General features: G+C 36.0%; 13 protein-coding genes, 2 pseudogenes and 1 riboswitch. Of the genes and pseudogenes, 9 read left to right on the top strand and 6 right to left on the bottom strand.

All coding sequences use genetic code 11. The features are described 5' to 3' along the window. Window positions 1-4 precede the first annotated feature (4 nt). Together WAX78_RS17980 and WAX78_RS17975 are read left to right on the top strand one after the other, a co-directional pair. Window positions 5-184, top strand: a complete 180-nt coding sequence (locus tag WAX78_RS17980; RefSeq protein ID WP_336483354.1) for a hypothetical protein — start codon at window positions 5-7, stop codon at window positions 182-184. Window positions 185-547: 363 nt separating this feature from the next. Next, entirely contained in the window at window positions 548-727 is a 180-nt protein-coding gene (locus WAX78_RS17975; protein WP_336483353.1) for a hypothetical protein, read from the top strand. 62 nt (window positions 728-789) lie between these two features. On the opposite strand, the gene WAX78_RS17970 is transcribed toward WAX78_RS17975, so the two are convergent. Continuing rightward, window positions 790-1,161, bottom strand: a complete 372-nt coding sequence (locus WAX78_RS17970) for a hypothetical protein (RefSeq protein WP_336483352.1) — start codon at window positions 1,159-1,161, stop codon at window positions 790-792. 304 nt (window positions 1,162-1,465) lie between these two features. Beyond that, a riboswitch (Lysine riboswitch) is annotated at window positions 1,466-1,645 on the top strand. A 132-nt stretch (window positions 1,646-1,777) separates the two neighbouring features. On the opposite strand from WAX78_RS17970, the gene WAX78_RS17965 reads away from it, so the two are divergent. Together WAX78_RS17965 and WAX78_RS17960 are read left to right on the top strand one after the other, a co-directional pair. Further along, window positions 1,778-3,196: an amino acid permease gene (locus tag WAX78_RS17965; RefSeq protein ID WP_336483351.1), complete on the top strand. Its 1,419-nt coding sequence runs from the start codon at window positions 1,778-1,780 to the stop codon at window positions 3,194-3,196. 129 nt (window positions 3,197-3,325) lie between these two features. After that, complete coding sequence (locus WAX78_RS17960) at window positions 3,326-4,438, top strand: ABC transporter permease (RefSeq protein ID WP_336483350.1); 1,113 nt, start codon at window positions 3,326-3,328, stop codon at window positions 4,436-4,438. Window positions 4,439-4,805: 367 nt separating this feature from the next. Here the strand turns inward: WAX78_RS17960 and WAX78_RS17955 are convergent, their stop codons facing one another. After that, the gene (locus WAX78_RS17955; protein ID WP_336483349.1) at window positions 4,806-5,642 is read right to left on the bottom strand and encodes an alpha/beta fold hydrolase; all 837 of its coding nucleotides are present in this window, start codon (window positions 5,640-5,642) and stop codon (window positions 4,806-4,808) included. A gap of 427 nt (window positions 5,643-6,069) precedes the next feature. On the opposite strand from WAX78_RS17955, the gene WAX78_RS17950 reads away from it, so the two are divergent. From WAX78_RS17950 to WAX78_RS17930, 5 genes are all read left to right on the top strand, one after another. Beyond that, window positions 6,070-6,627, top strand: coding sequence for an NADPH-dependent FMN reductase (locus WAX78_RS17950; RefSeq protein ID WP_336483348.1), 558 nt, complete (start codon window positions 6,070-6,072; stop codon window positions 6,625-6,627). A gap of 203 nt (window positions 6,628-6,830) precedes the next feature. Further along, window positions 6,831-7,475: an isochorismate family cysteine hydrolase YcaC gene (gene ycaC / locus WAX78_RS17945; protein ID WP_098308570.1), complete on the top strand. Its 645-nt coding sequence runs from the start codon at window positions 6,831-6,833 to the stop codon at window positions 7,473-7,475. Window positions 7,476-7,675: 200 nt separating this feature from the next. Continuing rightward, a complete protein-coding gene (locus WAX78_RS17940) occupies window positions 7,676-8,320 on the top strand; it encodes a hydrolase (RefSeq protein WP_336483347.1) in 645 nt (214 codons plus the stop codon). After that, the gene (locus WAX78_RS17935) at window positions 8,317-8,910 is read left to right on the top strand and encodes an antibiotic biosynthesis monooxygenase (RefSeq protein WP_336483345.1); all 594 of its coding nucleotides are present in this window, start codon (window positions 8,317-8,319) and stop codon (window positions 8,908-8,910) included. Before WAX78_RS17940 ends, WAX78_RS17935 begins: the two co-directional genes overlap by 4 nt. Before the next feature lie 13 nt (window positions 8,911-8,923). Further along, window positions 8,924-10,759, top strand: a complete 1,836-nt coding sequence (locus WAX78_RS17930; protein WP_336483344.1) for an amidohydrolase — start codon at window positions 8,924-8,926, stop codon at window positions 10,757-10,759. A gap of 220 nt (window positions 10,760-10,979) precedes the next feature. Here WAX78_RS17930 and WAX78_RS17925 read toward each other — a convergent pair. The 4 genes and pseudogenes from WAX78_RS17925 to WAX78_RS17910 all read right to left on the bottom strand — a co-directional run. Next, window positions 10,980-11,286 (bottom strand): annotated as a pseudogene (locus WAX78_RS17925) (DDE-type integrase/transposase/recombinase); the annotation flags it as partial. A 25-nt stretch (window positions 11,287-11,311) separates the two neighbouring features. Further along, complete coding sequence (locus WAX78_RS17920) at window positions 11,312-12,190, bottom strand: LysR family transcriptional regulator (protein ID WP_336483343.1); 879 nt, start codon at window positions 12,188-12,190, stop codon at window positions 11,312-11,314. A 53-nt stretch (window positions 12,191-12,243) separates the two neighbouring features. Continuing rightward, a pseudogene (locus WAX78_RS17915) lies at window positions 12,244-12,453 on the bottom strand (DMT family transporter); the annotation flags it as partial. Window positions 12,454-12,603: 150 nt separating this feature from the next. Then, window positions 12,604-13,050, bottom strand: a complete 447-nt coding sequence (locus WAX78_RS17910) for a MarR family winged helix-turn-helix transcriptional regulator (protein ID WP_336483342.1) — start codon at window positions 13,048-13,050, stop codon at window positions 12,604-12,606. Window positions 13,051-13,344: the final 294 nt, after the last annotated feature.

Genomic DNA, 13,344 nt, shown 5'->3' with positions numbered 1-13,344 from the left:
TCACATGGCAACATTAAACGGCTTAACAGAAGGCGACAAAATTCGCGTTTTCTCAGCAGGACGTGAAATCGATGGTCAAGGTGTTTTCCTTCGCTTCCAAGGCAACTTCCTAGTGTGGGTGGACAACCATGCTAATATCAATGTTACAAGTTTAGATACAATTAGCATTAGTAAAATTTGCTAATTACCTATAAAGAAAATATTCTAAATCCTCTTCACTAAAAGAAGACGAGTCTATATCAAAAGAGGTTATATAAAACCTTTTTGAATAGGCTCTTTTTTATATGACTAATGGTGAAATACAAGCCATTTACCCTAGCAAATGGCTCTGTTCAAATGAACGGACGCACAAAGTATTCGTAAGAATCTTGAATCTATGACACGTGAGAAAATAACAGTATTGAATTTAATGTAACTCTATAAGGATGAGTAAAAAGGCTCTCTACTCACTTTTATAAAAATGTTGCTAGCACTACATTTCTCTCGCACACATTCTCTATCATTTTCATATATATATATTAACTTCTGATAGAGAGGTGGTGGTCACATGGCAACATTAAACGGCTTAACAGAAGGCGACAAAATCCGCGTTTTTTCAGCTGGACGTGAAATTGACGGTCGAGGTGTTTTCATTCGCTTCCAAGGCAACTTCCTAATCTGGGTTGACAGCCATGCTAATATCAATGTTACAAGTTTAGATACAATTAACATTCGTAAAGTTTCCTAATTGCTCATAAAGTGTTCTAACTCCTAGGACAAAAAAGCAAAGTCTATTTCAAAAAGAGTTATTTAAACCCCTTTTTGAATAGACTCTTTTTTTATAATATTTTTTACACTTTTTATATGACTAATGTTTAGATTATAATCAACGTTAACCCAATATAACCATTCGTTTGTACACTCAATAAAGATCCCCTCTGTACGTGTCTCCCCATCAAATACTTCTATCTTATCTCCTAATGAAAAAAGAGGCGGCAATGCACTCTTTTCTGTTTTTTTACTTACATTCTTTTGTGTATCATAGAGTAGTCTCATACATCGTTCTAAAGAAGCTGCGAGCTCTTCATTTTGCCTTTTTAACTCCTCTATTGCATCTGTCTCCTGGTGCCTATGAATTTCCTTCCCGCATATAAAGCAGTTTCTCTTAAACCAGCTCTCCATCCGCTATCCCTCTTTACCTCACTACTTATGGGCAGTAAAACTTCCACCAAAGTTTTAAGGAAATAAAGCTACCCGTAATTCAACTAACCATTAGTGAAGGATAAAAAAACCTCAGTAATAGCAGCTTTGCTTTATCCCTCATTTTATATACATATTATATGATGCGAAGCCTTAAGTTGTTTCATTATCTTAGACACACCCTATTCTCATAATAATCTGATTATGTTTATTTGCATTGACGAATAAAAAGCCATTTGTTACCCTTGATTATGTTAACTTTATAAATAAATCCTCATTCGTATCTCGGTGAGGTAGAGGTTGCAATTATTAATAGTATGATTTTGAAGATGTGTGGCATCGCTGAACAAATCAGAAAGGAATGATTGCCGAAGTAAGAAGTATCCACAGTACTTTCTTGCTGGGACTGCATTGAATAAGTGCAGGACTGTCACAGGCTTTTTGCTTGTGGAGAGCTATCGAGAGGTATGTCCGTGGGTTTCTTAATAAGATTGAAAAGCGCGTGAACATATACGCGCTTTTTTGTTTTGTTTGGAATCTCAAACACATACATATCTCCGCGCTTGACTTGGTTATACTAATTTTGGAGGTAATTTCTATGCAACAAAAAAAATGGGGCTTTTGGGTACTTACTGCATTTGTAGTTGGAAATATGGTTGGAGCTGGTATTTTCATGGTTCCAAGTACATTAGCACAAACAGCTAGCCCTCTTGGTGTTACATTAGCTTGGTTAACAACAGGATTTGGCGTATTAATGCTAGCTCTTGTTTTCGGTAATTTAGCGATTCGCCGTCCTGATTTAACAACAGGTCCGCAAAGTCATGCCTATGCGCTCTTTTCTTCACAAAAAACGAAAAAAATGGCAGGTTTTAGCATCGTATGGGGTTACTGGGTTGCAAACTGGGCAAGCAACGTAGCCATCATTACATCATTTGCTGGTTATTTATCACTCTTTTTCCCAATTATGAAAGATACTCACGTATTGTTTTCAATTGGAACTTTCGACATTGAAGTTGGAAAATTGATTACGTTCTCCATTTGTACCATTTTATTATGGGGTACACATATGATTTTGGCGAACGGCATAAGCGGTGCTGGTAAATTAAATTTTTTAGCAACAACAACGAAAATAACAGGATTCCTTCTTTTCATCATTGTGACATTATTTGCCTTCCAAGCTTCTAAACTTGGGCAATGGTATACACCAATTATTGATAAAGAAGGTGTTTCACACGGACTACTATCACAAGTAAACTTAGCAGCATTAACAACACTTTGGGCCTTTATCGGCATTGAGTCAGCTGTATTATTATCCAATCGTGCTGTTTCACCAAAAACGGTAAAACGCGCTACTGTTACTGGTTTATTATTAACAGTTTGTATTTATTTAGGGATTACGATTTTAACAATGGGTGTTCTTCATATAGAGAAACTACAAGCATCTGAACGACCATTAGCGGATGCATTAACTGCAGTAATGGGTCATAACGGCGGAAAATTAATGGCGCTGCTTGCACTTACTTCTTTATTTGGATCCATTCTTGGATGGATCTTATTAAGCTCAGAAGTACCATATCAAGCAGCAAAAGAAGGATTCTTTCCATCCTTCTTCACAAAAACCAATAAAAAAGGAAGCCCGATTCATTCGCTTCGTTTAACAAATATTATGTCGCAAGTATTCCTATTCTCAACACTATCCGGGACAATTGCTCAGGCGTATACATTTGTTATTACCGTTTCAACCCTTGCCTATTTAATCCCATACCTCGTTTCTCCAATCTTCCAGCTTAAGCTTGTTGTGACAGGTGAAACATACGAAAATCAAAAAGGTGCTCGTATAACGGACGGAATCATTGCCGCTATTGCTCTTATTTATGCATTATGGGTTATTAAAACTGGCTCTTCTGATATGAAAACATTCCTGCTTGGCATTGGATTATTTGTAGTTGGCTTTGCTTTCTATCCATTAATGAAACGTGACGAGAAAAAAGATAAACAAAAAAAGCAAGTTGCCTAATGAAAGGTAACTTGCTTTTTTTATTCTGTATAGCAATGGGCTGTTAAATATTCAAAATGAATTTATCCCGCATTAACAAGTAGCACGAAGCCCCTACTTATGTTTACAATAAAAAAGGGGGGGATCTCAATGACAATCGAAACACTTTGGAATGATCGTTTTCAGCAACATCTAAAAAAAATCACGATGTACTTTGCGCGCATTGCAAGCAGTCTAGTTTATAGCTTCCTTTTTCTTCTTGGTATAGGCGGCTATTATTATGCAAAGTTTCTTCGTTCACTTCCACCTAAGTTTGTTGTATTAACCATTGTGACGATTTTACTTACAATTGTACTTACTCGTTCTCCCATTCGGACATTTTTACAAAAGCCGGATATCATATATGTATTGCCGCTGGAAGAAAAACTCGCATATTATTTTAAACGATCTCTTATATACAGTTATATCATTCAGCTCTTTCCATTATTATGTGTAGTACTCATCATTACACCTCTTGCTCAGCAATCATTACATACAACTCCTACTTTTTTATGCGGAGCCTTTGTCATTCTTGCTTTTATAAAGTGGTGGAATATGTACATACATTGGACATATAGAAAAAACGAATTCGCTTCACACTGGTTGCTTATCAGGATATGCTGTAATGCGGCCATTACATATACAATGTTTCAATTCACTTCCATTATGATCGTAGGAAGTATACTCCTTTTCATCACTTTCTTATTTTTATATACGATGAACAAACGAAAACGACACATTCATTGGGAATATTTAATAGAGCAAGAAGAAAAAATGGACATGCACTTTTATCAATTTGTTCATTTCTTTACGGATGTGCCGCAAGTAAAACAGCAAGTAAAGCAAAGAAAATGGTGCACTACTTGGATTGAACGGATCCTGTATAAAAAACGATCTCCTTTTTTATATTTGTATAGTTTATCCTTTTTACGCGCGAACGGTTACCTTGGCCTCTACATACGATTGACCGTAGTAGGAGGCATTGTTTTATACTACATTCCTACACTTATCGGAAAGGGAATCATCACTTTATGCATCCTATACATATCTGCTTTACAACTTCGTGCCCTTTGGAATTATTTTTCGGGAAATAGTATTGTAGCATTGTATCCAATTTCACTTATAGAACGAAAACACGCTTTTATGACGTTGAGATCTCTAGTAACTTTCATACAATTGATATTCTTTTTAATGGTCATTTTCCTTAAATTAAAGTTTACTTAAAAATAACAATCGTCTAGAATTTTCACAATAAATACAAAGAATCCATTTTGATCAAAATGGATTCTCATATATATCCTTACTTCTATACTATTCAATGGTCGTATGATTTTTCGCTTTTCTGTAGAAATAGACTCCTAGTATAAGTTTAAATAGTTTGATTCAACCTTATGAATGTTCAAACAAAAACTTAGATTATTTTTAAATAAAAAAAACGTTATCTTTTCTTGCAACAATATAAAAAAGATAAGGTTTTTTCTTTATTGTGATAAAAGTTGGTATTTAAGAGTGTAACTAATCGCTTACCAACACCCTTTTCAGAAAAGGTAAAATGCCCCTCTTCTATCAGTTAACAACTATTCATTTGTAATCAGTCGTTTAAAAATGATAGCAGTGCTTCATTAAATTCTTTAGCATGTGTTGCATTTAACCCGTGTGGACCACCCTTTATTAAAGCTACCTTAGAATTAGGAATTGCTTCATGTGTTAGCTTCCCACTATATTCAAATGGAACAGTTGCATCTGAATCACCATGAATAACAAGGGTAGGTATATTAAACTTGGCTAAATCTCCTCTGAAGTCCGTTTTGCTGAAAGCAGCGATACAATCTAGTGTTCCTTTAGGGGATGCACCCGCTGCAATATCCCTATTGTAAAGTCGGAATGGTTCACTGACTAAGTCAGTTCGATCTCCAGCAGCAAAAAATCCCCTCGTAAACTCATCAAGAAATGCTAGGCGATCACTTTTTACTCCATTTTCAAATCCTTGAATTGCTGCATCATCTAATACTCCCTCAGGATGATCTGCTGACTTGTAAAGAAATGGTGGTACAGCTCCTGCAAATACAGCCTTCTCTACTCTATTTGTTCCATAGTTTCCGATATAGCGAGCTACTTCTCCACCACCCATTGAAAATCCGACCAGTGTGACATCTTGGAGATCCATATGCTCTAGTAACAGATGTAAATCAGTAGCAAACGTATCATAGTCATAACCGTTCCATGGCTGAGAAGATTTCCCGAACCCTCGACGGTCATAAGTTATGACTCTGTATCCAGCCTCAACGAGAGCAGGAACTTGGTATTCCCAAGATCGACCACTTAATGGCCAACCGTGAATTAATACTACCGGCTTCCCTGTACCATGATCCTCATAATATAGCTCAATGGGTGTTTGATTTTCGGTTCCTACAGTAATTTTTGCCATTCTTCTACCTCCAAAAAATATTCTAATATATATCCTTTTCTTCAATAATCCGGATGAATCTCGTAACCTATTTATGCACGTTTATGTTGTGGACTCTAAGCATGAAACTCTATTGTTCCGATGAATTCATTTTCTGTTTTTGTAACAATTCCCCATCTAATACCTTTTTCATCATGAAATAATTGCTGAACATTCCTCATATTCAATTCTAATAACAAAAATAGGTGACTATCAATATTGTTCTATCTATAGAATGTATAGGTAAAACCAATCAATTTTATGGTAAAAATAACTATAGTTACCATCTATACAAATTATAGATAATTTAGAATTGATTAACGAATTGGTTTTCAAATACTATAAATTTGTATAGCGCTTCATGTTCTGTGAATGCTGCTATAACTAATATAACGAAAGGAGGAAATATATGACTAAGACCATAGGCCTTATTTGTGGTAGTTTACGAAAAAACTCTTATAATCGAATCATTGCTCAATCATTAACAGGGATGGATGATTCCCATCAATTTCGCTGGATCGAGATAAATGATCTACCTTTGTTCAATGAAGACTTAGAAATAAGTGTTCCAGAAACAGTGACATCATTTAAATCTGCTATCCAGGACGTTGACGGTATCATTATTGTAAGTCCAGAGTACAATTCTGGAATTCCAGGCGTATTAAAGAATGCATTGGACTGGGCATCAAGACCTCGGGAATCTGCTGTTCTTAGCAGAAAACCGGTTGGTTTAATTGGTGCAACTCCTGGAGGATTAGGTACTGTTTATGCTCAAATGCAAATCAGAGAAATACTAGAAGCCATGCAAGTTTATGTTCTTCCATTTCAAAAAGTGCTGATTTCCCAAGTACATGAAAAGATTGATTCCGATCGGAAAGTGCTTACTGACGAACAAACAAAACGTTATCTTCAGCGTTATTTACAACAATTTGTAAATTGGATAGATAAAACTCCTATTTTAGATTAACAAAAGGAGATTGATAATTCTTAAAAATCAGTCTAATGTTTTTTTGATTTTTAAGAAAATTATTGGCGTGTCATAAGTTTATAGATAAATTAATATTAACGGTCAGTTTAGTTATAAACTAATCGTCACAAACGAAGAAATTTATGATAATATTCCACTTTTTAAACTTTCTTCGATTACTTAATTTTTAGGAGGAATACATAATGTCTGATCTCTATTCTCGTATTAACAAAGATGATGCTGTCGTTCTTTTAGTAGATCATCAAACTGGTCTTATGTCCGGACTAGTACGTGACTATGGTGTTGATGAATTCAAGAACAATGTTTTAGCTCTTGCTCACACTGCTAAGTTTTTTGATTTACCAGTTATTTTAACAACAAGCTTTGAAAACGGACCTAACGGACCTTTAATGCAAGAATTGGTTGATCTCTTTCCTCACGCACCAAAAATAGCTCGACCTGGACAAATTAACGCATGGGATAATGATGATTTTGTAAAAGCAATCGAAGAAACTGGAAAAAAACAACTTATCATCGCGGGCGTAGTTACGGATGTTTGCGTTGCTTTCCCGGCACTTTCCGCTATAAAAGCTGGATATGAAGTATTTGCTGTTACTGATGCTTCAGGAACTTTCAGTAAACAAGTTGCAGATGCTGCCAATACGCGTATGGCACATAGTGGCGTGCAACTTATGAACTGGTTTAGCGTAGCGTGCGAATTACAACGCGATTGGCGCAACGATGTCGAAGGTTTTGGCAATTTGCTTGCTAGTAATCTTCCAGGTTATCAAAATATAATTGGAAGCTATATGGGAGCTCAGCGAGATCTTAGTAAACAAAATGCATAAATTTATTCCTAAGAAATAGCTATAAATCACTTTTTTTTAAAGTGGATAGTATAAATTTAGCGCTGATTTAATCAGCGCTTCCTTTTAAATTAAGAAGTATAGCAAGCTTTTATTTTTACGATTACAGCTGAAATTAACAGAAAATATAATTGTTTCAAAAAAATTAATTTGAAACAATTCAAAAAAAGGAGTGTTTTATTATGAGTAATTTAGAATTGTTAACCCCGGAGAACAGTGCATTAATTTTGATCGATTTTCAGCCTCAAATGACTTTTGGGGTTGCAAGCATTGACAGACAAACATTGATTAATAACGTTATGCTGCTTGCTAAATCAGCAAAAGTTTTTAACGTACCTACTATTCTTACTACAGTTGAAACTCGCAGCTTTTCTGGTTATTTTTGGCCACAAATTCTTGACATATTCCCAAACCATGAAATTATAGAACGTAGTTCAATGAACTCTTGGGAAGATTCAAAATTTGTTGAGGCAGTTAAAGCAACAGGTAGAAAGAAATTGATATTTGCAGCACTTTGGACTGAAGTTTGCCTTGCATTCCCTGTGCTTGAAGCAATTAAAGCTGGATATGAAGTTTATGCAGTTGATGATGCTTCAGGTGGTACTAGTTTGACAGCACATAATGCTGCTATGCGTCGTGTAGAACAAGCTGGAGCAATTCCAGTGACAGCAATTCAAGTTTTACTTGAATACCAACGTGATTGGGCACGCAAAGACACTTATGATGCTGTTATGGAAATTGTAAAAGAACACACTGGCGCTTATGGTCAAGGCGTGGAATACGCATATACTATGGTACATGGCGCGCTTCCAAGCAGGAAAATATGAAACAAGAAAGAGTAACTGTCGGAGAAACTCATACAGGGAACACGCTGGATGCTGGCGGTGCAGTAACAACGATTGTTACATGGGAAATTCAAGAAGGTAGAGAAAAACAGTTTGAAACATGGAGACATGAAATCGAAGCTGCCGCTACTAAATTTCCAGGGCATTTAGGCGTAAATCTAATAGTCCCCAATAACGGATCCAGGGAGTATACGGTTATTTTTCGCTTTGATACGTATGAACATCTACGTGCTTGGCAAGAATCAGATATTCGTCGAGATCTGTTAAAAAAGGCAGAACAATTTCAAGCTACTAATCCAACTTACAAAACTGAAAGCAGTTTGGCTTATTGGTTTGTTACTCCGAAAACGCCAGTTCCACCGCCAAAATGGAAAATGTCTATTGTTACCCTTCTGGGTGTATGGCCTCTTAGCATGTTGGTTCCTAAAGTGATAGGACCTATTATAAAAAATATAAATCCTATTATGTCAGCTTTTTTTGTTTCTGTATGTATAGTGTCCTTACTATCATGGGTAGTCATGCCGATTCTCGGTAAAACATTTCATCCATGGTTACAGAATAATAGGAAGTAGATGAGGTGTGAACATGAATTTACCGGATATGATCTTATATAACGGAAAAATCACTACCCTTGACCCATTTCAACCTGAGGTATCGGCTATCGCCATAACTGATGGTTTAGTCACTGCAGTAGGTGGAGATGAGCTTCTTGATAGTGCCACAGAAAAAACCCAAAAAATAGACCTTAAAAGAAAGAGAGCTATTCCGGGCTTGAATGACTCTCATATACACGTTATTCGTGGAGGTCTTCATTATAATATGGAATTGCGCTGGGAAGGTGTGCCATCACTTGCTATTGCTCTGGAAATGCTTAGAGAGCAGGCAAGGCGTACACCTGCTCCTCAGTGGGTAAGAGTAGTTGGAGGTTGGTCTGAATTTCAATTTAAAGAAAGACGGATGCCAACTTTGGAAGAGATTAATGCTGTTTCTGAAGACACGCCTGTCTTTGTGCTTCATCTTTACGATAGAGCACTTGTAAATCGTGCAGGGCTGCGTGCACTGGGATACACAAAAGATACCCCAGACCCTCCGGGCTGTTTAATTGAGCGGGATAAACGAGGTAATCCAACGGGTCTTTTAATTGCCAATCCTAACGCTTCTATTCTTTATTCAAGTTTGGGTAGAGCTCCAGTACTTAATTTTGACGACCAGATTAACTCAACTCGCCATTTTATGCGCGAATTAAATAGATTAGGTATCACAAGTGCCATTGACGCAGGTGGTGGATTCCAAAATTATCCTGATGATTACAAAGTTGTTGAACATTTAGCTGAGAAGGATCAATTAACTTTGCGTATTGCTTATAATCTATTTACACAAAATCCAAATCATGAATATGAAGACTTTGCTTCATGGGCAAAAATTGTTTCTCCGGGTCAAGGAAATGATAAGTATAAAATGAATGGTGCCGGAGAAATGTTAGTATTCTCGGCAGCCGATTTTGAAAAATTTCAAATGCCACGGCCCAACCTAGCTACGGTGATGGAAGCTGACTTAAAGAAAGTAATTTCTCTATTGGTGGAAAACCGTTGGCCATTCCGTTTACATGCAACTTATGACGAGTCAATAACACGTTTCTTAAATGTTTTTGAGGAAGTCAACAGAGAAATTCCTTTTAATGGTCTACGCTGGTGGTTTGACCATGCAGAAACAATCTCAGATCGTAGTATGGAACGTGTTAAGGCTTTAAATGGCGGTATTGCCATCCAAGACCGCATGGCTTTCCAAGGTGAATACTTTGTTGATTTATACGGAAAGGAAGCTGCAAAGCGTACTCCTCCGATTTATCGTATGCTAGACCTGGGTATACCTGTTGGCGCCGGTAGTGATGCAACCAGAGTTTCTAGCTATAACCCTTGGGTTGCTCTTTACTGGATGGTTGCCGGAAAAACCATTGGTGGTCTTTCGATATACGATGAAAAAAATAAACTTGACAGAAAAGTAGCCCTGGAACTATATTCCAAAGGAAGTGCGTGGTTCTCTGGTGATGAAGGTAAAAAGGGAACCCTTGCAGTAGGTCAGTTTGCTGATATTGCTGTATTGTCTGCTGACTACTTTACTGTGCCGGAAGAAGAAATCAAAGACCTTGAATCATTACTCACCATTATGGGTGGGCAGGTTGTTTATGGAAATGATGAATTTAAAAATTTGTCACCTGAATTGCCGCCAGCATCACCTGATTGGGCACCAACGGGAGTTTATGGTTATGGTGGTGCTAACCTAGCCCACAATATACTTTCTCACGATGCCCATGATCACAAGTTACATAGTTGCAGTAACCCTCTCCATCAACACACTCATACCGTAATAGGAAAAGATGGAACTAAATGGGGTATTGGTTGTACTTGCTTTGCTTTCTAAGTCAGAACCATCGGTCTAATGCCGGTGGTTTTCTTTCTACAATAAGGGTTTGGGGTCGAGGACGGACCCAAATAGTAATGGTATTAAGATCATAATGGTAATATGGGTTCTGGTGCAAATAATATGTAGATTCGAAATAGCGGTGTATTCCTAACGGAATCTTATCTTATGCTGCATGTCCAAACAATTGATGGATGAATGCTTTCTGATTTTGAACAGACTAATCTCGCAAATTAGTCTGTTCTTTTTTGATCATATGCATGACTGCTAATCTGAAAATAATAGATGTAGCCGTGTCAAAAGACTTGAACCTTAACATTGGAAGGACTCAGCTCTTAATAAAATGAGGAACAGGCGCATATGAAAAGATACTTAGCTGATTTTATTTTTCCATTTTTCCTTAAATAAAAGTCAATGGTATTCCCTTTTGAATCGACTGCACCATACATATACATCCACTGCCCTTTGACTTTAATATAGGTCTCATTCCAAGATTTATAGATCATTTTCAACTTTCTTGAAATTTTCGTACTAGAATCATTATTGTTTCTATTATACTGATACTTTTTCAGGATCATTTAACTTCTGCATAAAGATACGTGCTGCAAAACTTAAAAATTTATCATCAAAGTGAATAAGATTAATATCTTGACTTGGTGTTGGATCAACAATACGAACTATGCTCAAAGAATCATTATTAACATAATCAGCCAGTGAGAGTGGTATTATGGCAACCCCATGTCCATTGCATACAAGACTCAATAGAGAAATAGAAGATTTTGTTTCTATATTTGCCTCAGATAAAGATAACCCTAAATTTTCACAATATATCTTAATTGATTCACGACAACTGCTTGAAACCATTATTCTACTCAGCCCTACTAATTCTCGAAAAGAAACAAATGATTTTTCATTCAAAGGATGATTTTTTGGAATGACAAGGACGAGCTCTTCGCTATACAAAAGTGTGCTTGTTAATGTGTCTGGAGTTTGAAAACTACGTGTGATCCCTATATCAATATTTTTTTCAACGATTTGATTTACAGCAACTTCTGATTCTATGATTTTTACTAAGATGTTGGGGTACTGTTGTTGAAATTGCATAATATAAGGTGTTAAATAGGTGAGGTCCTCTAATAACCCTCCTATAGTAATCACACCTCTTTTCACACCCTTTAATTCAAAGATCTCATTATGAACCTCGTCAAATAGCTGCATGATAAATTTACCTTTATCAAATAGTAACTTACCTGCTTCTGTAATTTTGATACCTCTTCCAACTCGATGAAATAAAGGTGTATCAAGTTCACCTTCTAACACACGTATTTGTTGACTTAAAGTCGGCTGTGAAATACCTAGAACTTCTGCAGCTTTAGTAAAACTACCATTATTACAAACCTGAATAAAATACTCTAAATGACGTAATTCCATTCTTGGCACCCACTCTCAGCTTTTATTAAAGATTCACTCTTAAAAGAATACTTAGCCCCTGCACTATATAAGTAGAGGGGGATTCCTTTATGAATCTTAATTTTTAATTTCCTCACTAGTAAAATAATAATAACCGCAATCAATCCAACAATGTGAATAAGAACGCTGGCTTTATAGTTTCCTATAACTTCTGATACGATGCCGTTTACTGGGATTATAGGTGCGATGAGAGCACCTATAAGTGCGGAAAGTAATTTATACATACCGCTTCCCCCTTGCATTTTTAAGGTTAATTTATCATGATTGGATTAACGAGTATTATGACATATGTCATAATACAGAGGGGATTTTTTACTTTTATTTAATTTATATTTAATTAGGATATTACTAATTCGAGATATATGTTTAAAAATTTATAGTTCTTGCGCATAATATCCTAGTTTTTTCAACTGTTCGATTATCACTTTTTTCTCACCAGAGTCCAAACCACCAAATATTTGCCGAATCGCCTCTTTATGCTGAGGGAAAATAGTATCCATCAATTCAATACCTTCTGAAGTAATTGACGCATACGTGACACGGCGGTCTTTAGGACATGGTTTTCGTATTAAGAACCTCTTCTTTTCCAACTTATCAACTACATACGTGATACTGCTACTTGCAAGTAATATTTTCTCTCCAATTTTTTGTATAGGCTGATCGCCTTTATTGTATAGTAACTCAAGAACTGCAAATTCAGTTGGATTAAGTCCATAACTTTTTATATCTTCTTCAATACGCTTTGTGATTGACTGTACTGCTCGTGATAATATAACAAATAACTTTAAAGATAAATTCTCATCATTATTAATCACACTCATAATTACCAATCCTTTGTAAAATATTTCTAATTAGAGATTTATTATATGATCGTCAAAATATTATGTCAATAATTCATTTTAGTTTTATCAAACCACTTATAATTTATTTCTCAACATGAAACGTATGGAATCGTAATAAATCAATTGGTAATATATAGACATCTCAATTGCGTTATTTCTTTTAAAGAGAGCTTGTTTTCTGACACAAGCTCTTTTTTTATCATAGTCTACATAGAATTCAGACATATTTTACATGGTGAGTTTTGTACCCTTACAGCGATAGAGACAAAAAAT

The organism is Bacillus yunxiaonensis, assembly GCF_037104695.1.
GTDB classification, from domain to species: Bacteria; Bacillota; Bacilli; order Bacillales; family Bacillaceae_G; genus Bacillus_A; species Bacillus_A yunxiaonensis.
The sequence above is the reverse complement of the archived record's forward strand: the minus strand, read 5'-3'. Positions and strand labels throughout refer to the sequence as shown.

Coding starts and splice junctions, on each gene's coding strand:
- WAX78_RS17980 (WP_336483354.1), top strand. CDS start 5: ATGGCAACATTAAACGGCTTAACAGAAGGCGACAAAATTCGCGTTTTC.
- WAX78_RS17950 (WP_336483348.1), top strand. CDS start 6,070: ATGACTAAGACCATAGGCCTTATTTGTGGTAGTTTACGAAAAAACTCT.
- WAX78_RS17920 (WP_336483343.1), bottom strand. CDS start 12,190: ATGGAATTACGTCATTTAGAGTATTTTATTCAGGTTTGTAATAATGGT.
- WAX78_RS17940 (WP_336483347.1), top strand. CDS start 7,676: ATGAGTAATTTAGAATTGTTAACCCCGGAGAACAGTGCATTAATTTTG.
- WAX78_RS17910 (WP_336483342.1), bottom strand. CDS start 13,050: ATGAGTGTGATTAATAATGATGAGAATTTATCTTTAAAGTTATTTGTT.
- WAX78_RS17965 (WP_336483351.1), top strand. CDS start 1,778: ATGCAACAAAAAAAATGGGGCTTTTGGGTACTTACTGCATTTGTAGTT.
- WAX78_RS17975 (WP_336483353.1), top strand. CDS start 548: ATGGCAACATTAAACGGCTTAACAGAAGGCGACAAAATCCGCGTTTTT.
- WAX78_RS17935 (WP_336483345.1), top strand. CDS start 8,317: ATGAAACAAGAAAGAGTAACTGTCGGAGAAACTCATACAGGGAACACG.
- WAX78_RS17955 (WP_336483349.1), bottom strand. CDS start 5,642: ATGGCAAAAATTACTGTAGGAACCGAAAATCAAACACCCATTGAGCTA.
- WAX78_RS17970 (WP_336483352.1), bottom strand. CDS start 1,161: ATGGAGAGCTGGTTTAAGAGAAACTGCTTTATATGCGGGAAGGAAATT.
- ycaC (WP_098308570.1), top strand. CDS start 6,831: ATGTCTGATCTCTATTCTCGTATTAACAAAGATGATGCTGTCGTTCTT.
- WAX78_RS17930 (WP_336483344.1), top strand. CDS start 8,924: ATGAATTTACCGGATATGATCTTATATAACGGAAAAATCACTACCCTT.
- WAX78_RS17960 (WP_336483350.1), top strand. CDS start 3,326: ATGACAATCGAAACACTTTGGAATGATCGTTTTCAGCAACATCTAAAA.